The sequence below is a fragment of the Fervidicoccaceae archaeon genome (assembly GCA_038878695.1).
In the GTDB taxonomy this organism is placed as follows: Archaea; Thermoproteota; Thermoprotei_A; order Sulfolobales; family Fervidicoccaceae; genus JAVZVD01.
The window spans coordinates 1-25,125 of sequence record JAVZVD010000002.1 but is presented as its reverse complement, the minus strand read 5'-3'; the positions used below and the strand labels follow the sequence as shown (position 1 = coordinate 25,125).

Annotated in this window: 23 protein-coding genes and 2 tRNA genes; 11 read left to right on the top strand and 14 right to left on the bottom strand. The window is 59.8% G+C overall.

The window, feature by feature from the left end; translation table 11 throughout:
• Positions 1-20: 20 nt before the first annotated feature.
• Positions 21-323 (bottom strand): hypothetical protein, encoded by a 303-nt coding sequence (locus QXU97_03455; GenBank protein ID MEM4035650.1) that lies wholly within the window; start codon positions 321-323, stop codon positions 21-23.
• A gap of 99 nt (positions 324-422) precedes the next feature.
• Here QXU97_03455 and QXU97_03450 point away from each other — a divergent pair, with 99 nt between their 5' ends.
• The gene (locus QXU97_03450) at positions 423-890 is read left to right on the top strand and encodes a hypothetical protein (protein ID MEM4035649.1); all 468 of its coding nucleotides are present in this window, start codon (positions 423-425) and stop codon (positions 888-890) included.
• On the opposite strand, the gene QXU97_03445 is transcribed toward QXU97_03450, so the two are convergent.
• Together QXU97_03445 and QXU97_03440 are read right to left on the bottom strand one after the other, a co-directional pair.
• Positions 866-2,086, bottom strand: coding sequence for a hypothetical protein (locus QXU97_03445; protein MEM4035648.1), 1,221 nt, complete (start codon positions 2,084-2,086; stop codon positions 866-868). The two genes, QXU97_03450 and QXU97_03445, sit on opposite strands and share 25 nt — an antisense overlap.
• Positions 2,087-2,120: 34 nt before the next feature.
• Positions 2,121-2,236, bottom strand: a tRNA-Met gene (locus tag QXU97_03440).
• 156 nt (positions 2,237-2,392) lie between these two features.
• Here QXU97_03440 and QXU97_03435 point away from each other — a divergent pair.
• Genes QXU97_03435 through QXU97_03425 form a run of 3 tightly spaced genes read left to right on the top strand, consistent with a single transcriptional unit; the run spans position 2,393 to position 4,063 of the window.
• Positions 2,393-2,554, top strand: a complete 162-nt coding sequence (locus QXU97_03435) for a hypothetical protein (protein ID MEM4035647.1) — start codon at positions 2,393-2,395, stop codon at positions 2,552-2,554.
• Positions 2,551-3,261: a hypothetical protein gene (locus QXU97_03430; GenBank protein MEM4035646.1), complete on the top strand. Its 711-nt coding sequence runs from the start codon at positions 2,551-2,553 to the stop codon at positions 3,259-3,261. The genes QXU97_03435 and QXU97_03430 overlap by 4 nt, the downstream gene beginning before the upstream one ends.
• Before the next feature lie 25 nt (positions 3,262-3,286).
• Positions 3,287-4,063: an MBL fold metallo-hydrolase gene (locus QXU97_03425; GenBank protein MEM4035645.1), complete on the top strand. Its 777-nt coding sequence runs from the start codon at positions 3,287-3,289 to the stop codon at positions 4,061-4,063.
• Here QXU97_03425 and thyX read toward each other — a convergent pair.
• Together thyX and QXU97_03415 are read right to left on the bottom strand one after the other, a co-directional pair.
• Entirely contained in the window at positions 4,060-5,352 is a 1,293-nt protein-coding gene (gene thyX / locus QXU97_03420; protein MEM4035644.1) for an FAD-dependent thymidylate synthase, read from the bottom strand. The two genes, QXU97_03425 and thyX, sit on opposite strands and share 4 nt — an antisense overlap.
• Positions 5,346-5,951 carry a hypothetical protein gene (locus QXU97_03415; protein ID MEM4035643.1) on the bottom strand — a complete coding sequence of 202 codons (606 nt, stop codon included), beginning with the start codon at positions 5,949-5,951 and terminating at the stop codon, positions 5,346-5,348. Before QXU97_03415 ends, thyX begins: the two co-directional genes overlap by 7 nt.
• A 155-nt stretch (positions 5,952-6,106) precedes the next feature.
• Here QXU97_03415 and QXU97_03410 point away from each other — a divergent pair, with 155 nt between their 5' ends.
• From QXU97_03410 to QXU97_03395, 4 genes are all read left to right on the top strand, one after another.
• Positions 6,107-7,315 (top strand): PhoU domain-containing protein, encoded by a 1,209-nt coding sequence (locus QXU97_03410; protein ID MEM4035642.1) that lies wholly within the window; start codon positions 6,107-6,109, stop codon positions 7,313-7,315.
• A gap of 94 nt (positions 7,316-7,409) precedes the next feature.
• A complete protein-coding gene (locus tag QXU97_03405) occupies positions 7,410-7,961 on the top strand; it encodes a metalloprotease (GenBank protein ID MEM4035641.1) in 552 nt (183 codons plus the stop codon).
• A 46-nt stretch (positions 7,962-8,007) separates the two neighbouring features.
• Positions 8,008-9,117: a DUF1646 family protein gene (locus tag QXU97_03400; GenBank protein ID MEM4035640.1), complete on the top strand. Its 1,110-nt coding sequence runs from the start codon at positions 8,008-8,010 to the stop codon at positions 9,115-9,117.
• Positions 9,114-9,974, top strand: coding sequence for a universal stress protein (locus tag QXU97_03395; protein MEM4035639.1), 861 nt, complete (start codon positions 9,114-9,116; stop codon positions 9,972-9,974). Before QXU97_03400 ends, QXU97_03395 begins: the two co-directional genes overlap by 4 nt.
• On the opposite strand, the gene QXU97_03390 is transcribed toward QXU97_03395, so the two are convergent.
• Both QXU97_03390 and QXU97_03385 read right to left on the bottom strand, forming a co-directional pair.
• Positions 9,953-11,296 carry a tRNA (N(6)-L-threonylcarbamoyladenosine(37)-C(2))-methylthiotransferase gene (locus QXU97_03390; protein ID MEM4035638.1) on the bottom strand — a complete coding sequence of 448 codons (1,344 nt, stop codon included), beginning with the start codon at positions 11,294-11,296 and terminating at the stop codon, positions 9,953-9,955. The two genes, QXU97_03395 and QXU97_03390, sit on opposite strands and share 22 nt — an antisense overlap.
• Positions 11,230-12,912, bottom strand: coding sequence for an HD domain-containing protein (locus QXU97_03385; GenBank protein ID MEM4035637.1), 1,683 nt, complete (start codon positions 12,910-12,912; stop codon positions 11,230-11,232). The genes QXU97_03390 and QXU97_03385 overlap by 67 nt, the downstream gene beginning before the upstream one ends.
• Before the next feature lie 136 nt (positions 12,913-13,048).
• On the opposite strand from QXU97_03385, the gene rgy reads away from it, so the two are divergent.
• Positions 13,049-16,894, top strand: a complete 3,846-nt coding sequence (gene rgy, locus QXU97_03380; protein ID MEM4035636.1) for a reverse gyrase — start codon at positions 13,049-13,051, stop codon at positions 16,892-16,894.
• Positions 16,895-17,257: 363 nt separating this feature from the next.
• Here the strand turns inward: rgy and QXU97_03375 are convergent, their stop codons facing one another.
• Both QXU97_03375 and QXU97_03370 read right to left on the bottom strand, forming a co-directional pair.
• Positions 17,258-17,599, bottom strand: coding sequence for a hypothetical protein (locus QXU97_03375; GenBank protein MEM4035635.1), 342 nt, complete (start codon positions 17,597-17,599; stop codon positions 17,258-17,260).
• 192 nt (positions 17,600-17,791) lie between these two features.
• Positions 17,792-17,898: transfer RNA gene (locus QXU97_03370), tRNA-Cys, on the bottom strand.
• 91 nt (positions 17,899-17,989) lie between these two features.
• Here QXU97_03370 and QXU97_03365 point away from each other — a divergent pair.
• Complete coding sequence (locus QXU97_03365) at positions 17,990-18,532, top strand: nucleotidyltransferase (GenBank protein MEM4035634.1); 543 nt, start codon at positions 17,990-17,992, stop codon at positions 18,530-18,532.
• Here QXU97_03365 and QXU97_03360 read toward each other — a convergent pair.
• Genes QXU97_03360 through QXU97_03340 form a run of 5 tightly spaced genes read right to left on the bottom strand, consistent with a single transcriptional unit; the run spans position 18,529 to position 23,364 of the window.
• Positions 18,529-18,699: a 50S ribosomal protein L40e gene (locus tag QXU97_03360; protein MEM4035633.1), complete on the bottom strand. Its 171-nt coding sequence runs from the start codon at positions 18,697-18,699 to the stop codon at positions 18,529-18,531. The two genes, QXU97_03365 and QXU97_03360, sit on opposite strands and share 4 nt — an antisense overlap.
• 54 nt (positions 18,700-18,753) lie before the next feature.
• Positions 18,754-19,854, bottom strand: coding sequence for a DRTGG domain-containing protein (locus QXU97_03355; protein MEM4035632.1), 1,101 nt, complete (start codon positions 19,852-19,854; stop codon positions 18,754-18,756).
• Positions 19,847-21,958 (bottom strand): acetate--CoA ligase family protein, encoded by a 2,112-nt coding sequence (locus QXU97_03350; GenBank protein ID MEM4035631.1) that lies wholly within the window; start codon positions 21,956-21,958, stop codon positions 19,847-19,849. Before QXU97_03350 ends, QXU97_03355 begins: the two co-directional genes overlap by 8 nt.
• A gap of 45 nt (positions 21,959-22,003) precedes the next feature.
• Entirely contained in the window at positions 22,004-23,038 is a 1,035-nt protein-coding gene (locus QXU97_03345; protein MEM4035630.1) for a V-type ATPase subunit, read from the bottom strand.
• Positions 23,035-23,364 carry a hypothetical protein gene (locus QXU97_03340; protein MEM4035629.1) on the bottom strand — a complete coding sequence of 110 codons (330 nt, stop codon included), beginning with the start codon at positions 23,362-23,364 and terminating at the stop codon, positions 23,035-23,037. The genes QXU97_03345 and QXU97_03340 overlap by 4 nt, the downstream gene beginning before the upstream one ends.
• Before the next feature lie 125 nt (positions 23,365-23,489).
• Here QXU97_03340 and QXU97_03335 point away from each other — a divergent pair.
• Positions 23,490-25,125: CDC48 family AAA ATPase (locus QXU97_03335; protein ID MEM4035628.1), on the top strand; the 1,636-nt coding region annotated here is incomplete at its 3' end.

The following is a 25,125-nucleotide window of genomic DNA, read 5'->3' as shown; positions in this document are numbered from 1 at the left end:
ATAGCCCTCAGACGCGCGGCCTAATACCATCTGCTCTTCGTCGGCTTATTCGAACCTCGCTTGGTCGGGGTCCTTGGTCTGACCTCGCGTGGCTCCAGAGCGTCGACTTCGAGCTCTTCTCGACCCTCGAGCTCGGGGAGTTCTTCTCTCTCATCCAACAGCCTCATCTCCATTGCGAATCGCTCTAAGAGTTGGAGATCTACTTCGATGAGCCGCCTGGGATCCTCTATCGGGTATCCCCGCTCTCTCAAGAACTCTATGAGCTTCTCCAAGAGCCCCGCAGAGAGCACTAATTCGAGGATTCTCTCCTTAGATGCGCTCACGACGGAGCACTCTCTCCCTCCCACGAAAAGCTGCCATTTAAATTTCCCTCGCCACGAGCTCACGTTCCCGGGCTAGGTCCGTCGGCAGGGGAGGTCGCCGTGAGCGGGTCCAGAGCCGCCCCGTGCTCGATCGCGGTGTACCGGGGAGGTCCCACGGGCGAGTGCCTAGAGCCCCCGGGAGAAATCGACGTGTTCGAGCTAGCTTACGCGACAAAGAAGGGCAAGACCGAGGCACGAGGAAGTGACGGCAATAAGATCGATTGGATCGACGTGATACGGATCTACTCGAGCGAAGAGCCCAGAGCCTGGGTGATGTTCTCGGTCTACTATGACCTGATAGAAAGAGGTAGGCTCGTCAAGCGAGGGCCTCTCCCCCACGGCTTCACGATGTATTCAGGCGGCAAGCCGCTCGCCAATATAGTCGTGCTGGAGGAGACCGTGCCGCTCGTCGTGAACAGTCTCATCGAGTGGCTACAGACCTCGAGGAAGCAAGGCAGAGCCCTGATTCTCGCCATAGTAGATAAGCACGGCGACGTATCGTACTACCAATTGGAGGGCTTCGAGTAAAGCCCTGCCGTCGACCTCAGCTCTAATTTCAGGGAGATCGCCTCGTAAGGTGGCAGTGCCAGCTCGAGCGAGTTCGGTCTGGCTGGCGCGAGCTCCTCCTCGCCGTCGATCGCGGCGGACGCTTTTGCCACATAGTGCGGAGGTCTCACGTAGATTCTGGTCGAGACGCTCCTCGGCATAGGATTGACCAGCTCGAGCTCGAGCTCGTGCGGCCCCCTCTCGCCGACGCACCTCAGGCGACTGGAGTGAGGGATAAGCGCCGGCGGGCTCAATTTCACCAACGGCGTCAGCTCTCTCGCTCTGCCGAACTTAGCCGACAGCTCGTACCAACGTCTCACGAGATCACGACTCAGTCCGCGCCCGCTGTAGACCGCGACCGGTCGCTCCGAGGAGGCCTCGAGTTCTCGCCCAATGAAGCGGGCCTCGAGCTCCGAGCTCGAGACAACTGCTATCGCTCCCTCCGGCCCTCGGAGTCCCACCAGCCCGCTAACGAGCTTCTCGCCGACACTCAGCGAGTCCCACACAAGAGCGAAGGGCTGCAACCAAAACACGAGAGGCTGATCCACTTTCGCTCCCATCGTGAAGCTCAGCCTTCCCTTCAACGGTAGTAATAAGAGGAGGCCCCCCGCGCGGTCAATGATCATCGCCACGTTAGGCCAGACCAACGCGGACAGCCTAGGCCCGGCCAGCGCCTCAGGCTCTCCCCCCGCCTCGAGCTCGAGGGATCCTCCGCTTAATTGAATCGAGGCCCAGCCCACTCCTAAATTGATCCTCGCGCCCTCCGTAACCCTCTCGGCATTAACCGGCCTCAGCTTCTCGTATCGCTTGTGTGAGAGCTCGTCTAGGCTCCCGTAACCCTCTACCTCGAGGATCGTGACTACCTTCTCCTCGATATCGATCCCCCTAACGATCGAGGCCTCCCAAGGTATCGTGGACAAGGGCATCGCGCCGTCCTCGCCGCATTCGTGCTCGTGAAGACCGAGCCTCCACGGAGAGAGCCTCTGGGGTCTCGACGTCCTGTACCAAAGCGACGTCGGCTCGCTTCCTCTGAGCCAAACGACCTTTCCATTGGCGGAGAAGTACATCACGCCGAAGCCGGGGCGAGGGCTCCTGGAGACCTCATCGCTGGCGCCACGCAGGACGAGTCTTTCGTAAACTTCGAGATTCCACAAACCCAGGAGCAATGACTCTTCCAAGGGTGCCTCGGCCTCTCTACTAGTCTACTAGAGATGGTGCCGCCGCCGGGATTCGAACCCGGGACCTCCGGATTCCCCAGGCGCTCGACCCGATCTTTCCGGGGCGACCGTATGAGTCCGGCGCTCTTCCTGGGGCTGAGCTACGGCGGCACGATTTGGTGGTAGCCGGGCGGGGATTCGAACCCCGGTCGCGGGGGCTCTTCCCTCCCCCACCCACTGCTGGTTCGCCGCTAAGCTGAAAAACGTTTGCGCCTCTCCTATATAGAGTGATTTCGCTTGTAACGCGCAAGAGGAGAGGCCCCGTTGTTGAAGCTGCGTCGCCGCGGAAAGTCCGAGGTCCTCCGCAAGTGCTCTAGTTGCCTCCACTACAAGGAGAAGTTCCGCTACTGCTCCTTCATGAAGATCTCCGTCAACGGCGGGGCCGAGGCCTGCGATCACTACGCGCCCAGGAGCGCCGAGGCTGCGTGAGCTTGGCCGAGCCCGTGAGCCCCGAGATAATGGTCTTAGCCGAGTTGGGGCTAATCTACCCTCCCTCATCTCTAATTCTCGTTGAGTGTTCCCCCGAGACCTCCCCCGAGGTCGTGTTCCTCGAGTTCGTGGTCAGGAGGATGACCTCGGGAGAGAGGACGCTCGTGCTCTCCCTCCGACAGGACCTGCTGGAGGATCTCCGTAGATCTTCCGTTCCTTTCCCCGTCTTCTCCCGCTACAAGCATATGATGGAGTCGGCCGTGAGCCCGGACGAGTTCTCGAGTAAAGCCGAAAGCCGCGGAATTCCTCTCCTGTCGTACGCGAAGGCGAACGACGCGAGGGAGATCGCCGAGGAGATCGCGAAACACGCCGAGCTTTTCCCCTTCATCTACGTTTATGCCGTGGACCTGGCCGCTCTCGAGGAGCCCGGAGCACTCGAGAGCCTCGCCGAGGCCGCCGAGAAGACTAAGAGGTCGAGAAAAAGAGGGTCGCTGACCTTCTTCGTCGACGAAGCTGTGCGCTTCAGGTCCGCGGGGAGGAGACTCGAGTACGCGGCAGATCTGGTCTACAGATTGGTCGCAGCGAGCGAAACAGGTCGAGCCCTCATAGTGTTAGCGAGAGCGAAGTTCACCGCGAGGCCTAGAGTCAGAATCGAGTACTCGATAACGAAAGAGGGCGTTAGCTTCGAGCTCGTGCGAGAGATTTAGCGCTCGCGTCGGAGGGCCGAGGGCTTTGAGCGCCGGCTCCGCTCCTCGATACGAGGTCATAGTATTGGGCTCGGGGGCCGGAGGATTAGCCGGGCGCCGAGCTCAGTCGATCGTACTCTTCAGAGAGGAAGACGGCCGAGCTCTCTTGATAGATGCCGGTCAACCTCTACCTCAGAGGTTGCGCGAGGCCGACGTAGATCCCGCTGGCATCGGAGCGGTCATCGTGACGCACGCTCACGCAGACCACTTCCTAGGCCTAATCGGTTTGCTCTATGAATTGAAGACCGTGGGCGTCAAGAGATCTCCTCCGGTGTATACGGGGTGGAGCTCGGCCTCGACGCTCTCGATAGTCTTGAGCGAGCTCTCGCCCTCCGGCTTCACCACGGAGATCGAGGGGCTAAGCGAGGGTCGCGAGGAGCGAGTCGAATTAGGGAAGATCGTGGTAGAGACTTTCCCCGTAAGGCACAGCGTACCAACGCTGGGAGTGCGCGTGCTCGATGCCGCGAGGAGCGAGTGCCTCCTCTTCTACTCCTCGGACACGGTTTATCTAGAGAAACTCAAGGAGCTCGCTGAATGCTCCATAGGACTCCACGAGGCCACTCTGCCCGTCAGCATGGAGAGCGTAGCTGAGGAATCGGGCTTCCACTCGAGCCCTCGCCAAGCCCTCGAGGTGCTCGAGCGATCGGAGATCCGCGTGCTCACCCACCTCACCGAGCTGACCTTCAGGGACCCCTTCGAGGCGCGCCACCCCTACGTGGTGGCACACGATGGGCTGAGGCTGATCGCGAGGGGGAGGCGTTAGAGTGAGGCCGAGGCTCTCAGATAGCTCAGGGCTTCCTCTAGTCCTCTCCTAGCGCACTCGCGCACGAAGTCCCTGGGGACGAGCTCAGGGCATCTCTCTGCGACGATGTGTGGGCGGCTCCCAGAGGCTCTCATGTCAACGCCCAGCATCGAGAGAAGATCCTCTCCTACGAGGTCGGCCACCGTTATGGGTTCGTTGCGCGCTAAGTTCTCGAGCTGCAGGCACCTGGGCCCGATCCACTTCCAGAGCAAGGGGTGAGCGTCGTAAAGCCTCCTCCACATAAGCCACGCGAGTGCCCTGAGCTCCCACTGCGTCTTAGCGCAAGTCCTCAGGCTCAAGAAGTGAGCGAGCTCTCTAGCGTTCATAGTCACGATGATCTTCGTAGCCACGGCCTGAGGCACCACGTACCTCGCGTCCTCGGGAGGCACGCCGATCTTCAGGAGCCTCCTGTAAGCCTCTAACGCTCTCGCGTACGCGGCCTCAAACTCCTCGGCGGCTTCACTTCGCTTGATTACGCTCGGCGGCACCACCGGCTTGAGCAGCTCTTCGTCGAGGGCTCTGTATCTCTGGCTGTGCTGCGTGTAACTGGCGAGCCTGTGCCTCACGAGCTGATGCGAATTCCCCGACCACAAGACCAAATCGCCCCTCCTCACGTATAGCAAGTGCCCCGGTACAACGAGACTGTACACGCGCCCCGCGTAGTACACCAGCTCCACGTTCTCCACGCGGACTACGACGTCGGGCTCTAGGGAGTCCCCCGGTCTTCCCGAGCCGAGTGAAGTCTTGATCCCATAGGAGCCCGGCTCGAGGTTGGACGCCTCGACGAGAACCCAAGTCTTCGTGTCTTCGTCGCGGACCCAAAGCCTGTGCTCGGGCGTGACTAGGAGCTCCCCCTTCTCCAATCGGAGCCTGACCATAGGGCCCCTATAGAGCTCTATTATCTTGGCTTTAGGTCTGCACCACTCGAGCGCGCCCGACTCCATGCAGGCTACCTCCGTGCTCAGATCGACGTGCTCGAATCTCATCCACCCCTCTCTCGTGAGGACTTCCGTCTCCTCGTCGTAGCACGCGACGCGAGATAGCCCCTCAATGTAGAACGTATAGACGCAATGTTCCCAGGGGCTAGTATGCCCCCTCCTCATGGTCTCTCGAATCCACTCCTCCTTCTCCTCCTCGAGCATCGAGGCCCAGCTGACGTCGAACGGCTTCCTCGTTAGCGTCTGCTTGCTAGCTACGGCAACGAGCTTATCGCATTCAGGGGTGAATTTCACGAGCTCCGCTCTCAGCATCTCTCACAGCCCGCTGGCTCAATAGCGATGCGGGGGAGCTCGAGCTTAAGCTCGTCGAAACATCTCAAGAAGCTCGCTAAGAGGGATATTGGCACTATCGTTGCCCCCCCAAGAGGCCCCCTCATCTTAGACAACAACGTGACCACGATGGGGTAGAGGTGCGCGATGCCTCCGCCCGCTTCGCGCTCGATCTCCTCGATTAACTCGCGACAGAGTGTAAGCTTTCTCGCCCTCCGCGCGTGCTGCTCTGCTATCGCTGCCAGCCTCGAGGGGGTAGAGCTTCTCGGATTCCAATGCTTGCAGTCGACGATTAGGACCTCTCGACCTAATAGCCCCACCACGTCAACTTCCAACTTTTGGGGCTTAGAGCACCTGAGCCCTCTCAAGCAGCTCGCTCCGCTCTCCTCAAGTATGGCCGCGACCTCCTCCTCGAATTCTCTCCAGCTCAGGAACTGAGATACTACGTGGGGGGAGACTCCGCGCTCTATAGCCGAGACCGCTAGCGCTATCCGAGACAGCACGAATATCTCCTCTCCTCGTATCTCTAGGCCGCCGAGCTTCCTGAGGTTCGCCTCTACGAGCACACGCGGCTCTCCCAATGCCGCGGCGAGCTCCCCGACCGTTCGGGGGCCTCCTCGCAGCAGAAGCCTAGCAGCCTGCTCGAGCCACGTGGAGATTCTCCCCCGCTTGCTAAGCGTTAAATGCCTTCTTTGCGCTCATTAAAAGCTGGAGCCCGTGAGGTGCTTCGTCGAGATTGCCGATCTACGTGCCTGAGAAGATCGAGTACAAGCCCCTCCCCCTCGCTCTAGTCCTCAGAGAGATGAAAACTCTCTCGAGTCTCGCTCTGGACCTGGCATACTACAGCACGATATACGCGGACTTGGCGATCGCTCGCCTTGTTCTCAAACTCGAGCACGAGGTAGACGCCAGGTGGGCTCTCGCTGCGATGCAGGCCTCCCTCTCCTCCAGAAGCCCCAAGAACAGCGAGAGGATCGTTGGTCTCCTGAAGGTGATCAACGCGCTAGACGCGGTGAGCGATGCCGCGGGAGACCTCGCCTCCGTAGTCATGTTGATGCCTGAGAAGGTGGGGCTTAAGATTCTACTTCAGGTCCTGTCCAAGAGCGAGGAGCGCATATGCAGGCTCAAGGTGAACAGCCTGCCCAAGCCCTCGGCTAGAATAGTCGATATAACGTCTTTCCCGAGACACTCCGATGTTTTGATCGTTGAGCGGGGCGAGACCATGACCATAGAGCCTCCGCCAGACTTCGCCTTGGAGGTGGGCGACGTGTTGCTGCTACGAGGCACCGAGGAGGCTCTAAAGTCTGTGGCCGAGCTACTCGGCGACTACTCGGGCCTCGAGGAGGCTCGCGGCTTGGAGGTCGAGGAGCCCCTCAGAGAGCTGGTGAGATATGTCGTGGATCTAAAGAATACCTCCGAGGTGGCGCTGGATCTGGCATTCTATTCTGTCATCAGCGGAGATAAAGCGCTAGCCCTCGAGGTCGTAGAGCTCGAAGAGCAGACAGACTCGCACTACGTCGGGATACTTAAGCTTCTTCACTCGATGAGCGAGAAGATCAGCGCGAAAGAGAGGGTGCTACTTACCGTGCTCCTCAGCACGCTCGAAAGGGTGGCGGACGCGGCGTGGAACATAGCGTCGGTGGCCGCGAGCGACTACGAAGTGAGCGAAGTCTTGGAGCGCGCCGAGAGGGAGAGCAACGAGGTGGTGATCCGCGCGATCGCGAGAGAAGAGGCGTCGGGCTCCACCATAGGCGACGCGCGCTTAGACGACGTGGGGGCGCACGTGCTAGCGCTCAAGACGAGGAGCGGCAAGTGGCTGCCGCTGCCCGACGAAACGACACGCTTGGAGCCGGGCGACGAGCTCGTGCTCAAGCTCTACAGCGAAAAAGACCCAAACTTGGTGGAGACCTTGAGGGTTAGAGGCCTTGAGCTGATACATCGGTAAAGAGAGCAGGGGCTCGACTTCTCGTCGAGAGCCTCACGTTTATTAGACGTCGGAGGCGGAGAGGCCCCGCGCTCGAGTTCCCTGGGTGGAAGGGTTGTGGAGAGCCGCGGCGCTACTTGACGCCATCAACGAGAGAGAGCCGCTGGCTTTGGCCACGGCCGCGGCAGCGCTGACGCTGGCTCTGCTCACGAAGTTCGGGGCGGTCGGCGTGGCGAGCGTGCTGGCGGGGTTCGTTGCACACGAACTAGCTCACAGGGCTATTTCTAGGAGGTACGGTTGCTCGAGCAGATTCGTCGTTGACTCCTTCGGTCTGCTCGTCACCTTGATCTCGGCTCTGCTCCCCGTGGCCTTTCTCGCCCCGGGCTACGTAAGCTCTAGATGTCCTTTCACGTTGTCAAAATTCGCCGAGGCGAGGATCGCCGCATCGGGGCCTCTAGCAAACATAGCCTTAGCGGTCGCCGCTCTCGCCGTGCACACGATCCTTGGCGACTGGCCTCTTCGCGTTTTCGCCGAGGTCAACGCCTGGCTGGCCCTCTTCAATCTCCTACCCATCGGCCCGCTCGATGGCTCCAAGGTCCTGCGCGGCAGCGTTGTCCTCTGGGCTGCCGCCTTCATCGCCTCATTGCTCATACTGTGGAAGGCCTAGCGACAACGCGGAGCGCTCCGAGAGGTGGAGGATCGCCTTGGCCCTCGTGGTACCCGTGCCTGAGCAGCCCAACCTCCTAGTGACCGTGTTTCTGACCTTCATCCTCTGCCTGGTCCTCGTGTTGCCTCTTAGAGTCCACGTCATCGAGAAGAACCTCGAATACTTCTTCGCGCTCATGGGGCTCCTATCGATCGGAGGAGTCTACACTCTGGGTCTCGTGAGCTCGGAGCTCCTAGACGAGGTATTCTCGCATGCTCTACTCTCCCCCGTCAGCATCGGCGGTAAGCCGATCGGGATAACGCAGGTGGTCCTTCTAGCCGGCTTAGCGTTCGGGGTGCTTGGAGAGAAATTCTACTCGGCGATAAGCAACGCGTCGAGGCGTTTGGGCCTCCCGCTTCTGGTCTTCGTAGTAGTTCTGGCTCTGGGCTTGAGCTCTAGCCTGATCTCTGCCATCGTGGCATCAGTCGTGGCGGCCGAGATCTTGCGAGGGCTCCCCGTGGGCGACGAGAAGAAGAGGCGGATAGCCGTAGTGGCGTGCTTCTCCATTGGGGCGGGAGCGGCTCTGACTCCCGTGGGCGAGCCTCTCTCGACGATCGCCGTCTCCAAGCTGTCGGGCGAGCCCTATCACGCAGGCTTCTGGTTTCTCGTCGATCTGCTAGGGCCCATCATAGTTCCGTTGATACTCGGGCTCTCGATCTACGCTGCCTTCATCGCTCGCGGAATCGAAGCAGGCCGAGCGAGCTCGCTCGGCCTGAGCGGCTCCGGCAGCAGAATCTCCGATGCATTCACGAGAGCCTTCAGAGTCTATGTATTCGTCTTTGCTCTCGAGCTCCTAGGCGCCAGCTTTTCCCCCATAAGCTACTGGTACCTGCGGAGGATGCCCGATTGGGCCGTCTACTGGTTCAACACGATCTCGGCCGTGCTCGATAACGCTACGCTCACGGCCGCCGAGATCTCGCCAGCCCTCTCGATAGAGCAAATAAGGAGCGCTCTGATGTCGCTGATAATATCAGGTGGAATATTAATACCCGGTAACGTCCCAAACATAGTTGTAGCGGCGAGACTTGACATCGGAAGCAGAGAGTGGGCCCGAATAGGGCTCCCTCTCGGCTTCGCTCTCCTCGCCGCGTGCTTCCCCGTGGTGGAGCTGCTATGAGCTCTGAGCTCGCCGCGGTTAGAATGGAGACCGTGTTGGTTCCCCTGGATCTCTCCGAGTACTCGGCCAGAGTGGCAGAGTACGCTCCTATCCTCGCGAGAGTGGGCGTTAAGCGCGCCTACCTGTTACACGTCATAGAAGAAATCGTACTCGAGCACGTCGCTTACTTCTATCTGCAGGACCTCGTGGGCTCTCTGAAGGGGCGGGCCAAGGCTACGCTCGACACGGTCGCGACTAGATTTCGGCAACACGGGATAGAGGCGCAGAGCCTGGAAGTCGTCGTAGGAGACCCCGCGCGCATCATAGCGGAGGAGGCGCGAGCTAGAGCCGACGCCATAGTCATGATGAGCAGAGGAGTAGGTTACCTCAGGGTGAAGCTGCTAGGCAGCACGGCTGAAGAAGTCCTGAATCTCTGCTCTAGACCCGTTTTAGTCCTCAAGGAGGTCGAGAGAGGAGCTGAGCTCGCGCACAGGAGGATGGAGCGGATACTCGTCGGCTTAGCCTTTAGGTCCATAGACGAGAGGGTCCTCTCCTACGCCGTGAAGTTCGCGGAGTCGCTCGGAGCCAAAGTGACCTTGGTCCATGTCGTGGGACGTGACGAGAGCGGCAGAGACGCCGCGGCCAAGCTGGAGGAAATCTCGCGCTCTCTCTCAGAGAGAGGCATCGATGTCGACTACGTCGTCCCGATCGGTGACCCGTGCAGAGAGCTCATAAGCGCGGCCTACGACATCAACGCTGATCTCGTCGTGCTGGGAGACGAGGCTTGCTCCGAGCCCCAAGAGGTCAGGCTCAAGCACAGGAGAGTGCTCGACTGCGTAGCGAGGAGACTGGCTCGTCACGTGTTAGTGGCTTTCTGAGTGGGCGAGCGCTCTATTACTTTACCTCTCAAATCGAAGAACGTGACCCTCTCGATCAGGACCTTCACTTTCTCGCCGAGCGAGGCGGAGCCGCTCGGTAGAACTATCGACGCGTAGTTCCTCGCTCTGGCCACGAGTCCTCTCCCTCGCTCAACTACCACTCCCTCGACGAGGCGCCCAATGTATCTGGCGTGCCTCTTGTAGCCAACTTCCTCGCATAGCTTCGAGAGTCTCCGGCTTCTCTCCTTCTTCACGTGATCGGGGACTCCCTTTAGTCTCGCCGAGAGCGTGAGGGGCCTCGGAGTGTACTGAGCCACGTGGACTCTATCGAACTCGAGCTCTCTCACGACCCTCATGGTGTTCTCGAAAGCCTCTTCGTCCTCACCGGGATGCCCAACTATGATGTCCGTTGCTATGTAAGCGTCCTCAAACTTCCGCCTGATTTCTCGTACCATCTCGACATACTCATCGACGCTGTAGTTCCTCTTCATTACTCTCAGCACTCTATCGTCTCCAGATTCCAACGGTAAATGGAAGAACAGATAGATCCTCGGATCCGAGTAGAGCTCGAGCAGCTCGTCCATTATCTTGAGGAACCAGCCCGGCGTCATCATGCCGACGCGCAGCTTGTAGTCTCCTCCCACCTTACACAGAATCTCCTCGATGAGGTTTGGCAGGAGAGGCTTGCCCGCCAAGTCGTAGCCGTAGACCGCCAGGTCCTGCCCCGTCAACTGTATCTCGTAGAATCCTCGCTCGACCAGCTCTGCTATCCGCTCTACGACGCGTTCGGGCCTCCGGCTCAGGAGATTGGGCCTCGCCACGGTCGTGATGCAGAATGAGCAAGAACATAGGCACCCCTCGCAGAGAGGCACCACGGCGATCAGCTCATCTCGCGATGGGCAGATCGCGTAGCTCGGCAAGAGATCGCGCTTAATGCTCGAGTGCTCGAGGATAGCCGTCCCTGGAGGGCTCTCGAGGGCCTCGACGATTCGGTGGACGCTGCCCGTGCTCAATAGAGTCATCTCGGGAGCCAGGGAGAGTAGCGTGAACGGCCTCGCGGAGGCCAGGCAACCAGCCACTACGAGCTTCTTACCGAGCCTCCGCAGCTCCGCGATCCTCTTCATCGCTCTCTCCTCGGAGTCTCGCCTCACGGCGCAAGTGTTTAGGAGGAGGAAATCCGCCTCCTCCGGCGATGACTTGAGCTCGTAACCGGCCGAGACCGCGAGCTCTATCATTATCTGGGAATCGCTCTTATTTAGGGGGCAACCGTAGGTCTCGACGTAGAGTCCTCGACTTCTTCCTCCAACAGCCTCCTCAGGCACCTCGCGAGGGCACCCAGCGCGTATTCTCCGGCGGTTCTCCTATCAAAATTGCGCCTTTCAGCCTCGCTCTCGACGTAGGCGAAGAGGAAAATCGTCGGGGCTCCACCTATCTCGTGCACTGCTCTGACCATACTCGAGACCTGAGCCAACGGGATCAACTCCCCCTCGGCATCTATGAGGGGCTCCCTCAGCTCTCCGCTCGTTATTGGAGCGTAGAGCTTGACGACGACCTTCAGCTCTCGTCCTCTCTCCCCGAGCTCCCGGTTCACTTCTCTCTCCAGCAACTCGGCTAAGGATTCGTAGCTCTCCCACCGGCGGGGGACGAGCTCGGAGAGGGCACGGAGAGAGTCCCTCGCGTACTCGACCCATGAGACCTCGGGGGGTCCGAGCCCTCTCGCTTCGCTGAGCTTTCTGGCTAGCCTAGCCATCAGCACCTCCTGCCTCTTTGCTAGAGGAACGTAGGGGGGCCTTCTTCGGAAGAGGCGCGAAGCCCACTCCTCGACGTCTCTCCTCCCGGAGCACTTCGCGATAGAGCTTAACATCACGTCAACGAAGCCGTCGTCTACTCTGATGTTAGACTCGACGACGTATCTCCAAATAGTCTCGGGATGGAAGAGATCCCACAGAGCTCTCGGCGGCGAGGGAACAAGTCTCTCGACGCAATCTAGAGCCTCGGGCCAGGCCTCCGCCGCGAGTTGGAGGAGGCGAGAGTACGTTAGCTCCATCGCTAGAACCTTGTGGTGCATATAGACCCAGCGATACATCATATACCTCGAATAATAGAGCTCCTCGATATTCGACAAGAGCTTTGCTGGGTAGATTATCTTCACTTCTCCGTCTGCTATCCGAGCTGAGACCCCGCTCGCGAGCCTCTCAACGTCTACTCTACCATAGGTGGCCCCGGTATTGTAAGCGTCTCTCACCAGGTAGTCCATTCTGTCGGCATCTATCACGTGGCCCGAAATTATAGAGCGCGCGAGCTCTATAGCCGGCTCGGTGAAGATTCGCGTCTTCTCGCCTCGACCAGAGCTGGCGCAAAGCGCCGCGAGAGCCGCCTCGGCAAGTCTCTCCACTAATTCGCCGTGCTCGCCTTCCCACCGAGCAGACACCTCTCTCAACAGCTTCTCAGCCATAGAGCAGCCGCCAAGCTCGTGCAGTCTCCGCTTAGACCTCGAGAGGAGTTCTCTCAGCGAGCCCTCCAACGAGCCGCGCCTATGCGCCTCCTCTATGGACTGCTCGGTGGCGTGGCTGTAAGGGAGGTGGCCGATGTCGTGGAGGAGAGCGGAAAGTCTAACGAGTTGAACGAAGAGCTCGCCTCCTCCTTCCTCCAGTAGCTCGTCGCGAATGCTCGGGTTGGTCCTCAGGATCGACTCGGCCATGAGATGAGCCACGTGCATTGACCCGAGCGAGTGCTCGAAGCGCGTGTGCTTTGCCTGAGGATAAACGAGATACGTGAATCCCAACTGCTTTATCCCGTGAAGTCTGAGAAATGCCGGGTGCTCTATCACCTCGTACTCGAGTCGATTGACTGGTATCAGGACGTGTATGGGGTCCTTAAAGACTGCTCTTAGGGGGAAGAGCCCGAGGACTCCGCGAGAGCTCCCGCTTCTCTCCAAGGCTAAAGCCTCTCGCCGACACGAGGAGCAATCATTAATGGGAGATACCGAAGAATAAAAGAACGCGAGTAGAGGCCTGTGAAGAGGAATCCGGGAACTGAGCTGTGATGTGAGAGCTTCTCAGAGGCCTTGGGAATTGAGGGGAGGCGCGGCGTCGTCCAAGTGGCCGAGCGTAGGCTACACCAACGCGTGTCCAAACTGTGGAGGTCACATCGAAGGAAGCAGGCTGTTGCGAGGCCTGCCGTGTTCTAGGTGCCTCCCCACTTCTGAGGTCCTCGAGCCGTTGAGCTCGAGAGAGGTCCTCGAGGTGCTACACGCCAATGGGAGGCTCTACATGCTCGGGCGCCTCTACGAGCTCGAGACGGAGCTCGAGAAGTTCGAGGAGTTCTTCGAGAGAGCAGTCGGAAGCCCCCCCTGGAGCTCGCAGAAGACTTGGGCCGGGCGCGTCTTAAGGGGTAAGAGTTTCTCGATCGTTGCTCCCACTGGCGTGGGCAAGACCGTCTTCGGGCTCGTCATCTCGCTCTTTCTGGCGTCGAAGGGCAAGAGGTCCTACGTGGTCTTTCCCACATCGATCCTAGTACAACGGGCCGAGCTAAAGCTCTCCGAGCTCTCTTCGCGCGTCTGCCCAGGAGCGCGCGTGTTGGCTCTGCACTCGAGACTAGATCACAGTGAGAGAGAGCGGAGGCTCGCTCGCCTCTCGTCGCGCGACTTCGACGTATTGGTCACCACTTCCAGGTTCATGATCAACAGGAGTAGGGAGCTCGCAGAGCTCGGGTTCTCTCTGATCTTCGTAGACGACGTCGACGCCGTACTCAGGAGCGGGAAGAGCGTGAGCGCCCTCTTGACTGTTTTAGGTTTCACCGACGAGGACGTGGAGCGTGCTCGACGGGCCGCGTCTCTGCGGAGAATACTGGCCTCGATCACTAGGAGGGCTTCAGCAGCAAGAGAGAGCTTTGACGAGATAGAGGCTCTCGCGCGCGAGCTGAGATCCATCGAAGAGGCGCTGAGCGCTAAGAGAAGTCGGGCTCCCTCGCTGGTCGTGAGCAGCGCCACCGGGAGAGCTCGGGGGCCTAAGGTTGAGATCTTCAGAGAGCTCCTAGGCTTCAGAGTTGGAGCTATCGGGGAAATGCTCAGGAGAGTGTACGACGTGAAGTGCTCTCTCGAGCCCGGGGAGAATATTGTCGAGGCTGTGGCCCGCGTGGTCAGCGCGCTGGGGTCCGGGGGGCTGGTCTACGTTCCTCCCGACCTAGGCCCCGGAGCCTACGAGGCCGTAGCGGGCGCTCTGATGGAGAGAGGCGTTAGGGCCGAGGTCATGCGCTCCAGAAGCGTTCGAGCACTCGAGCTCTTCGTCTCCGGGGAAATAGACGTGCTGGTCGGCTCGGCCGTCTACTACGGGGTGCTAGTCCGAGGTCTCGATATGCCAGAGCGCGTTAGGTACGCAGTATTCGCCGGGGTACCGCGCTTTAAGTTCTCGGTAGCGGCCAAGGAGGCGCACCCGCTCGGCGTGTTGAGAATGCTAGCAGTCTTAACGGAGGCGGCGCCCGAACCGTGGAACAAATCTGCTATGGAGCATCTGGTTAAGCTGAGGAGGTTAGTGAGGCGCTTATCTCCGGCGGCTCTTCAGGCACTCGCGGAGAGAGTGCGCGCCGGGGGCGAGATGGGGGAGCCCGAGAGATTGGTGCTGCAGGCGGTCGACTTTGTGGGGAGAGCCCTGGCCGAGGAGAAAGTCCTGGAGGCGCTGAGGACCTCGCCCGACGTGGTAGTTCGTTTTGAGGACGGGCAGCTCTACGTCCTCCTGCCCGACGTGATGACGTACATTCAAGCGAGCGGCAGGACAAGCAGATTGTACGTTGGGGGCTTGACGCGAGGTCTCTCCGTAGTGTTGGTCGACGACGAGAGGCTCATGAGAGCTCTGATGAGCAGGCTACGGTTCTTCGTAGAGGACTCCGAGTGGAGAGATTTCGCCGAGATCGTGAGGAGCGGAGAGCTCTCGAGGATATTGGCCGAGATCGACGAAGACAGGAGAGCAGTGCGTAGAGCGATCGCCGGCGATCTACGCGGGCGAGTCGAGGACCTTACCAAGACCGTCCTCCTCGTCGTCGAGTCCCCAACGAAGGCTAAGACTATCTCTAGGTTCTTCGGGAGACCCAGCGGCAGGAGAATCGGGGAGAGCCTGACTGCGTACGAGGTCTCGCTCGGAGGAACTCAGCTGCTGGTGGCTCCCACGGGTGGCCACATAGTAGATTTGGTGACCGAGGAGCCCGAGGGCGCGGCCGAAGCCTTCTCGTACTCGTTCTTCTATCACGGAGTTGGAGTGCGTAAGACCGATGGGCTCCTCAAGGACTTTGAGCCTATCTACGCGCCGATAAAGAGATGCAGAGTGTGTGGCCACCAGTTCGTGGAGAGGCTCGCTCGATGTCCCAGGTGCGGCAGCTCGCTCATAGTCGATAGCTGGAAAATCGTCGAGGCTCTCCGCGAGCTGGCGATCGAGGCCGACGAAGTCTTGATAGGGACGGACCCGGACACTGAGGGCGAGAAGATAGGGTGGGATGTGGCCTTACTCCTCGCGCCCTTCGCTCGATCGATAAAGCGCGTAGAGTTCCACGAGGTAACCAAGAGGGCAGTCCTCGAGGCCCTGAGCAATACGCGAGAAGTCTCTGCCTCGCTAGTCGAGGCGCAACTCGTCAGGAGAATAGAGGATCGCTGGATAGGCTTCACGCTCTCCCCGATCCTCTGGAGGGTCTTCTGGCCCGAGTTCTGCTCGAGGTATCCGACCTACTGCGAGAGGTACTGCGCTCGGAGGGCCGAGAACGAGGAGTGTTTAAGAGAGAACAGAGGCCTCAGCGCCGGCCGAGTACAGACTCCAGTGCTCGGTTGGATAGTCGATAGGTACCTGCGAAGCAGGAGTAGACGCAAGACCTTCTATAGAGTCAGACTCGAGGGCTGGCCAGTCGACATAGAATTCGACGAGGACGAGATAAAGCGGAGGGTCTCCCTCGACGAGTTGAGAGAGGCAAAGGTCACGGTGAGATCCGTCGAAGAGTTCCTCGAAGATGTAGCGCCTCCGCCGCCCTTTACGACGGACTCTATGTTGAGTGAGGCGTCGAGGAGGCTTAGGCTCGCCGCTCCTCGCCTCATGAGATTGGCCCAAGACCTCTTCGAGTTGGGCCTCATAACTTATCACAGGACTGATAGCACAAGGGTCTCGACGACCGGGATAGCCGTCGCCAGGCGCTACTTGGAGGAGAAGTTCGAGCCGGAGAGGTTGGCCGAGCTCTTCGTCCCCAGGACGTGGGGCGAGGAGGGGGCGCACGAGGCCATCAGGCCCACCAAGCCCATCGACGCCGATGCGCTGAGGAGCATGCTCTCGAGCGGGGAGCTCGAGCTCCCGAGACCTCTGACGCGCGAGCATCTAGCGCTCTACGATTTGATCTTCAGGAGATTCGTCGCTTCGCAGATGAGGGGGGCTCGCGTCGTCTTCCGCGTCTACGAGCTCGCCTTCCCCGAGGGCGGAGCGATCCTCAGGAGGTTCTGCGCGTCGATAGTGGAGGGGCGGGAGGCGCTGGAGATATACCAGAGCGTGAAGTGCGTTGGGGATCTCCCCGTTGGGACGCTGCGCGTCATCGAGGCCTCCTCGTGGACTGCCGGGGCGGAGCCCCTTTTCACTCAAGCCGATGTGGTGGAGCTCATGAAACGCAGGGGGATCGGGAGACCCAGCACCTATGCCACCATAATAGAGAAGCTCTTATCGAGGCGCTACGTGATAGAGAGGTCCGGGAAGCTCATTGCGACGAGATTGGGAGCGGAGGTCTACAAGTTCCTCCAAGAGAACTACGGGTTTATGGTGAGTGAGGAGAGAACAGAGCTCCTCGAGAAGAAGATGGACCTCGTCGCTTCAGGTAAGGAAGATTATATTGGGGTGCTTCTGGAGCTCTACCACGAGACGTCTCAGATCGCTGAGTCCCACAGTGTGGCCGGGTAAATCGATGAGGCGAGGCTGCTCTTCATGAGGCTTGCTATAATTCACACCTCGCTTAAGCTCAACGCCAAGAAATTTAACATGGATAAGGTAAGGAAGCTGATCAAGGAAGCTAGGGAACGAGGCGCCAGAGTGATCCTCCTACCATCTATGGCGAATCTGGGACCTGTTCTATCCTTCTTCCCCCTGAATCAGTGCAACCTCTTCGTGAAGAATCAAGCCGAGAGAATTCCGACGGGGACCACCGCCAGTTTCATCAACAGCATGGCCGCGCTCTATGGGGTCGGCCTGATAGTTGGCCCGATAATAGAAAGGGCCGGCCCTCGCATTTTCCTGACTTCGTTGGCCGCATCTCCCTTCGGTGGCCTAACTGCTAAGTACAGGAAGATAACTCTCGATAGAGTAGATGAAGAGCTGGGATTCTCGGCGGGCAAGAGCCCCGTCTCCATCAAGATGGAGGGAGTACATGGCATAGCAGCCGAGGGCGACCTCGAGCAGCCAGAGGTCATGAGACTCCTCTCCCTGTTGGGAGTGGGCTCGATAATATACTTCTTTAGAGTCTGCCCGAGCTTCGACAAGAGGCTCGAAAAGCTGCTGGAGGCTCGGAGCTTCGAAAACGGCGTTCCCGTGATAGCTGTTGGAGGAGCCGTCGAGTCCAACGACAGCATAATAGCCGAGACCCCCAGCTACGTGGTAGATCCGCGCCACGGCATCGTCGAGGAGATCAGATTAGAGGAGCGCGTAGATGGTGGGAAGGAATATCGGATCCCGACCATAGAGCTCAAGAGCGCGTCGCGGAGCGCAAGCGAGCGGGCGAGAGCCGAGCGCGTCGCGCGGCTCTACGTTCAGCTCTTGAGAAGACTCTCAAAGAATCAAACCGATGAGAGGCGAGCTGAGAGGAGCCGGGGGCGGGATTCGAACCCGCGGTAAAGCGGGTCGCAGCGGCTCGGGCTCGAGTCCCCGCGGCATCTGCAGCCCGCCGCCTTAGACCGCTCGGCCACCCCGGCCCACGTCCTTGTTTTTTCTCCGAAATATTATATCCTTGCGCGCCATCCGACTCATTGAGGTGCTCTTTTGCCTCTCGAGATCCGAGACGCCTTGGGGATCCTCGAGAGCCTGAAAGAAGTCGGGATAAAATTCATCGTAATAGGAGACCTCGTGCTCGAGCTCTACCTAAAGCGCCCCACGACCCACGACGACCTAGACCTCTTCGTCATTGAGCCCGACCCGCTCGTGGAGGAGGAGATCTACCGAGAGCTGGCGGCTAAGCTCGACTTCGAGTTCGAGACCACCTGGGCCGGAACGCCCAGGCTGTCGTCGCCAAGCGAGGGCTTCGCCATCGACTTTTACTCGAATGTCCTCGAGTTCGAGATGCCCCCGAAATTCCTCGACGAGCTCGAGGAGTGGAACATAAGAGGTGTATCCTTCGAGAGCGTAAACCTAGAGCAGCAGACTGTCCTCAAGGCGAGAGCCTGCATGGTCTACGAGGAGCACGCGCAAGAGCTGAGAGATTCCGTGGAATCTCTCGGACTGACGCGCGCGCTCAAACGCAAGAAGCTGGAGGAATACGTGGACATGTTGAGCGAGGACTCTAGGAAAGTAGTGCGGAGGCTCCTGAAGGAGCTGAGGGCTCTGGGCTAGCCCTTCTTCGGCCCGGTCTTCTTCTTCTTCGGCCTCAAATTCTTGCTCCCGCATCTCCTACACTTCGTGGCATCCATCGCATTAAGGGCTCCACATTTTCTACAGACCTTTTTGTCCAGAATGCGTCTCGATACTATGCTCACGAGCTCCGGATCGGTCAGCGGCATAACGGCTTCTCCTCACGATCGCGAGCCTTAGACAAGAGTAATAAAAGTTATTACTTATGAGGGCCTCGCCCCGAGGGGTTGATCTCCCAGGAGCCTTCGCCAAGCTATGTGACGTTCTATAGCGCCGACTATGGCTTCCTCCTTCAATTTCAGAGACTCGGGCGCTATCACTCGCTGAGCCTCGCGGACTCTCTCTATGGCCTCGAGCGTGCTCATCTTCGTCAACAAGAGAGGGACCTCGACCTCCTTAGCCTTGGAGATCACCGCCGCTTCGGGCCTCACACCTTCCGTCGCCACGACAAGGCCGGGTCTGGCCTCTAGCGCTGCTACGAGCAGATCCGGTCTATCGCCTCCCACGATGACGACTGCGTTGCCGGCCTTCCTCAACCACCTGAGCAAAGTCCCAACGCTTAGGACCCCGGCCACCATCTCCTCGATTACGTTTCCCAAACGTTCGTGGCCCCAGAGGACCTCGGCCTCGAGAACTTGCGCTATTTCTCTCGCCGTCGGAGATAATACGAAGGACATCTCGGGGATCGCGCCGAGAAATTCGACGCCGAGCTCCTCGACGCGCCTCCTCACCGAAGTCTCTGCTCTCTCCAAAGCGTAGGCCGAGACCGCGTTGAGTATGACGCCGCCTAACTTGACTCCTCGCTCCTCGAAGAATGAGGCGTAGAGCTCCACCTGGTCCGCAATTCTATCGATCATATATTCCCCCTTGCACCCGGCCACGAAGATGACCTGAGCGCCGATCGCTCTGGCGACGTCGGGGGCCCCAAGTCCTATCCTGGAGAACGTCTCCGGGGGGCCGTAGCCCTCGGCTAATATCAGATCGAAGGAGTCCGCCAGCTTTTCGAACACTCTCTTGAGCCTCTCGATCGCGTTGGCTCTCTCTTTCTCGGTCAACTCGAGATACCGCTCGGGCAACGCCACGGGAGCCAACAGGTCTACGTCCACCGAGAGGCCCAACGCCTCTCTCATGGTAAGGGAGTCCGCGTCTCCAACGTCTTGTCGACCGAACTCAAATTTAGCCACGTATACGGGCTTAACGTAACATGCTCGAAGTCCGAGCATTTGCGCTTTTCTAGCCAATCCGTAGGCGAGCATGGTTTTTCCGCAATAATTGGGACCCACCAAGTGGAGGATCTTAGCCACCGTGAGAGCGCCCCACGATGATCTTCACGTCGGGGGTGGCACATCCTTTTTCGTACACGAATAATGGATTTATATCTATCTCATATATCGATCGCTTGAAATCCGTGACTAATCTGCTAACTCTGAGTAGGACTTCGACCGCGCACTCGATGTCGCCTGGAGGCTCGCCCCGATAACCTCGCAGTAGAGTCCCGAGCCTCGTGGACTCGACGAGTTCGAGAGCCTCGCTCCTCTTGAGAGGAGCGAGCGCGAATGAGACGTCTCTCAGCAACTCGACGTATACCCCTCCGCTCCCAAACATTATGAGGTGGCCGAAGCGTTCGTCGAGCGTCGCGCCCACCGCCGCCTCGCGCCCGCGCGCTAGCATTTTCTGCACCAAGACTCCTCTCACTCTAGCCGCCGGCGCGAGCCTCGTCGTTCTCTCAACGAGTTCGTTGAAGCCCCGAACCACCTCTTCCGGCGAGCTAAGCCCCAATCTCACGCCGCCGACATCTGTTTTGTGCAATACATCGGGCGAGGAAATCTTCAGAGCGACGGGGTAGCCGAGTCGCTCAGCCGCCTCCACCGCCTCCTCAGCCGTCCTGGCCAAACGCGCCGGGGCCGCTTCAATGCCGTAAGCTCTCGCGACTTCCAGCGCCTCTTCTTCGGTCAGGACTCTCCTCCCCTCGCGCACCGCCTCATTGAGCTCCCGAGCGACTAGCTCTCTATCGACCTCGAGACTCGGCTCCGCCTCTTCGGCGATCCGCCTAGCTCTCTCCACAGCCAGCGAGTAATCGCGCAGAGACTTCAACGAAGACGCCGCCAACTCGATCCACTCGAAGCAAGGCACTCCCCGCTCGAGCAGAAGCGAGCGCGCCTTCTCGACGAGGTCTCCGCCCAGAAAAGAAGCGACGACGGGCTTGAAGGAGGTTTTCTCGGCGATCTCCGCGATCATCCTAGCCGTTTCGACGGGCTTCGTCATAGCTTGCGGGGTCAGCAGAACCAGAGCTCCCCCCACCTCCTCGCTAGCGAGCAAGAGCCTTAGGGCCTCCGCGTATCTCTCGGGGCCCGCGTCGCCGAGCACATCGATAGGGTTCAGCACGCTGGCGGCCGGCGGGAGCGCCAATTTCAGAGCCTCGGCGAGAGAACGAGAGATTCTGGCGAGAGGAACCCCGATCGAGACGAGTTGGTCCACCGCTATTATGCCCGGGCCCCCGGCGTTGGTGACTACGGCGATTCCTCCACTGAGTCTTCTCCATCGCTCGAGGACGAGAGATGCCGCCACGAGGTCCGCGAGACCTGAGACCTCCACGGCTCCGACCTTTCGGAAAGCCGCTCTGTAGACTGCGTGATCTCCGGCGAGAGCGCCCGTGTGGCTTGCAGCCGCTCTAGCTCCAGCCTCGGTCGTCCCGCCTCGCAACACCACGAGAGGCTTAGCTAGGGAGAGCTCGCGGGCAGCCTCAACGAACTCGGCGCCACGCTCTATTTCCTCTACGTAAAGCAGGACCACCTTCGTGTGCTCGTCTCCTCTGAGCGCTCCGAGGAGGTCTACCTCGTCTATGTCGGCCTTGTTGCCCAAGCTGACTACTTTGGAGAAGCCCACGCCGACGCGATGAGCCCAGTCCAAGAGAGCTGTAACTATAGCGCCGCTCTGCGAGACAAGCGCTATGCCGCCGGCTTTGGGGGTCGAAGCAGCGAACGAGGCGTTGAGAGGCGTGTGCGCATCGATCAAGCCGAGGCAGTTCGGGCCCAAAAGCCTCATGCCGTATCTCCTGCATATCGCTACGAGCTCCTTCTCTCTCTTGAGGCCCTCGGGGCCCGTCTCGCGGAAACCCGCGGAGATCACGACGAGGCATCGGACCCCCTTCTCGCCACACTGCTCGGCCACCTCAGCCACGGACGTGGACGGCACGGCGATTACCGCTTGCTCGAGAGAGTCGGGTATCTCTGTCACAGACCTGTAACACTTTAGCCCGAGTACTTCGTCGGCGTGAGGATTGACAGCGTAGACTCGGCCGCCGTACCCGCTCTCGAGTATGTTCTTGAGAACTACGTGCCCCACCTTGCTCGGGGACCTGGAAGCCCCCACTACGACCACGGAGGAGGGAGCGAAGAGCTCTTTCACGTTTAGGGACCTCGATGCCTTGTGGGCTGAGCCGACGCGCTCGGGTCAGGGGAACGGTCTCCGGCCGACGAGTCGCGACGCCAGGATCATCATGAGGTCTCTATACTCGAGGAGCAAGAGGAGGAAGGCGGCAACGCCCAGCGAGGGGGTCAGTGGATACGAGGCGAAGACTCTCCGAGCTCTGCTCCTGATGAGCCGCGTGATCTGCTCGTAGGCGTGCTCGTCGGCCCTCGGCAGGTCCTCGAGCCTCGCTGCGGGTAGCCCGTGCTCTCTGAGAAGAGCCTGATAGAGCTGTAGGGGCGACTCCGCGGCTGGCAGGCTTTTCACTGCCGAGGAGAGTCTTCCCCGCGTCACTTTGGCGGCGAGCTCCACGACCTCCTTGTCCAGTTCCTTGAAGAGCCAGAGGTCGGCTAGCATCTGAACGATTATGTAATCGAGCAGGGGGCCCACGAGTTCTCGGGGCGGAGGGGCCAGCCTGGTCGAGGCTCGCTCCGCCGCCTCGAGTATCGCCTCGATTATCTTCAGCGCGGCCATCGCCTCGATAACGCGGAGGCTCTCGGTCCTCTCCACTCGCCTCGTTGCTTCCTCCAGCGCGCTTCGCAGAAGCTCGTCCTTAACTACCGCGAGGGCCCTCTTGACGAGGGCTCTTGGGGACCTCCTCTCTTCTCTCGAGGAGGCCAAGTGATCGCGAATCTCGAGAGCGGAGCCAGTGAGCCTGTAGGCCGGGATCGAGGAGAGGGCCTGAGGGCCTCCCCGCGAGTAGGCTGAGAGCACAGTAAATATGGCTCGCAGCTCCTCGAGCTTCAGGAGCAGAGTGACGATCTCGCGAGCATCGCTGGCCGAGACTCGCGAGAGCTTGGCTAGGTCTTCTGAGTGCCTTCTCGTTATTCCCTCGCTCACCTCCTGCAGCTTAGCCGCCGAGCTTATTCGCCGAGCGTATCTCGTCTCCTTGAGGAGCCTGACGATCTCGTCCAACGTCTCCGCTCTCGAAAGCTCCACCAGCTTCTGCGCCTCGAGGAGAGAGGCCTTGATGACTCTCATTCTCGGGGCAGACGCGGCATAGGCAAAGATTCCGATCAAGCGCCCAACTCCTCCAGCACCTTCTCGAGGGCCCTAGAGACGGCCCTCTCGAAGTTTCTCGCCGCTCTGCTCTCGAGCTCCTCAACGAGCTCTTTCTCGCGCTCTCGCCCCTTCCCTAATATCTCGGCGCGTAGGCTCTCGGCTTCTCGTTCTATCTCGGATATCGCTTGCTCTAGCGAGCTCTGAGCGAAGCTCCTGAGCTCATTGGAGAGAGCGTCAGCCTCGTCGATGAGTCTAGACGCTTCTCTCAGCTTCGCTTCAACCCTCTCGGAGACTCTCCTGTCGAGCTCAGCGAAGAGCTTGGCTAGCTCAGCGAGGGCTCGCAACTCGAGCCGCACCTCATCCGGCTCAGGCCCCGCGCCCCGACTTTATTAAAGCTAGTCGTCACTCGCGCTGAGCGTCTAAAGTAAATTTAGCCTAGCTTACATAACCGAGGCTGGGACCTAGACCCTTGACGACGAGGAGAGAGCTGGAGCTGCGGGTGGCCGAGGCTAAGAGTAGAGATGTGGGGAGGAAGCTCGCGCGCTTGAGCACCGAAGCCATGAAAGCGCTTGGCATATCGTCTGGGGACTTCGTAGAAATCGAGGGAAGAAAGGGATCCGTTCTGGCTCAGGCGTGGAGAGCGTACCCGGAAGACGACGAGCGAGACCCGAACATGGTGAGAATAGACGGTCACCTCCGAGAGGCCGTGGGAGCTTCTCTCGATGACACGGTGATCGTTAGGAGGGCATCGGTCGAGGAGGCCGACAAGGTCGTGGTGGCGCCTGTCGAGGGACTCTATAGGGGACTCTTCATCTCACCGGAGGATCTGGCTTCCGTGATCCGGGAGTATCTCCTAGGGAAACCCGTTAGGAGAGGCGAGAAGGTCGTAGTGCCGTTCTTCGGCGGTCCTTCGCTGATCTTCGTTGTGACATCGACTCAGCCAACAGCTAACGTCTACATCACGGAGAGGACGCAGGTAGTCGTACGAGAGGAGCCCGTGGCTCACGAGGCCGTCGAGCGCGGCGTGCCGCGAGTCACGTGGGAGGACATAGGAGATCTCGAGGAAGCCAAGCAGAAATTGAGAGAGATGATAGAGCTCCCCCTTAAGCATCCCGAGCTCTTCAAGCACCTCGGCGTAGAGCCCCCGAAGGGGGTACTGCTCTACGGCCCCCCTGGCACGGGCAAGACCCTGCTGGCCAAGGCTCTGGCCAACGAAATAGGGGCTTACTTCATATCGATAAACGGCCCCGAGATCATGAGCAAGTTCTACGGCGAGAGCGAGCAGAGGCTGAGGGAGATATTCGAGGAGGCCCAAGAGAACGCCCCAGCCATCATATTCATCGATGAGATAGACAGCATCGCCCCGAAGAGAGAGGAGGTGGTCGGCGAGGTCGAGAGGAGGGTGGTCGCTCAGCTCTTGACGCTGATGGATGGGCTGAAAGAGAGGGGGAAGGTCGTCGTTATAGGAGCCACCAATAGGCCTGGAGCTGTGGACCCGGCCCTCAGGAGGCCCGGCAGATTCGACAGGGAGATCGAGATCCGTCCGCCCGACACGAGAGCCAGAAAGGAGATCCTGGCCGTCCACACGCGCAGCATGCCGCTGGCCGACGACGTGGACCTGGAGAGGCTGGCCGAGATGACCCACGGCTACACCGGCGCAGACCTCGCCGCACTCGCGAAAGAGGCGGCGATGCACGCTCTGAGGAGGTTCATGCAAGAGAAAAGCATCGATTTGAGCAAGCCCATCGGCAAGCAATTAATTTCCGAGCTCAAGGTCACGTGGGCCGACTTCGTGGCCGCAATGAAGGGGATCCAGCCTAGCTTAATCAGAGAGGTCTACGTCGAGGTCCCGAACATCAGGTGGACCGACATAGGAGGGCTCGAGGAGGTCAAGCAGAGTCTGCGCGAGGCCGTCGAGTGGCCCCTGAGGAACCCCGCTCTCTTCGAGAAGATGGGGATAAGGCCGCCTAAGGGCATACTGCTCTACGGCCCCCCTGGCACGGGCAAGACCCTGCTGGCCAAGGCCGTCGCGACGGAGAGCGAGGCCAACTTCATCGCCATAAGAGGCCCCGAGATACTGAGCAAGTGGGTCGGCGAGAGCGAGA

Bases quoted from the DNA above. Each gene is read 5' to 3' on its own strand.
- thyX (MEM4035644.1), bottom strand. From the start codon at position 5,352: ATGCTGAGAGCGGAGCTCGTGAAATTCACCCCTGAATGCGATAAGCTC.
- QXU97_03395 (MEM4035639.1), top strand. From the start codon at position 9,114: ATGAGCTCTGAGCTCGCCGCGGTTAGAATGGAGACCGTGTTGGTTCCC.
- QXU97_03360 (MEM4035633.1), bottom strand. From the start codon at position 18,699: ATGCCGCTGACCGATCCGGAGCTCGTGAGCATAGTATCGAGACGCATT.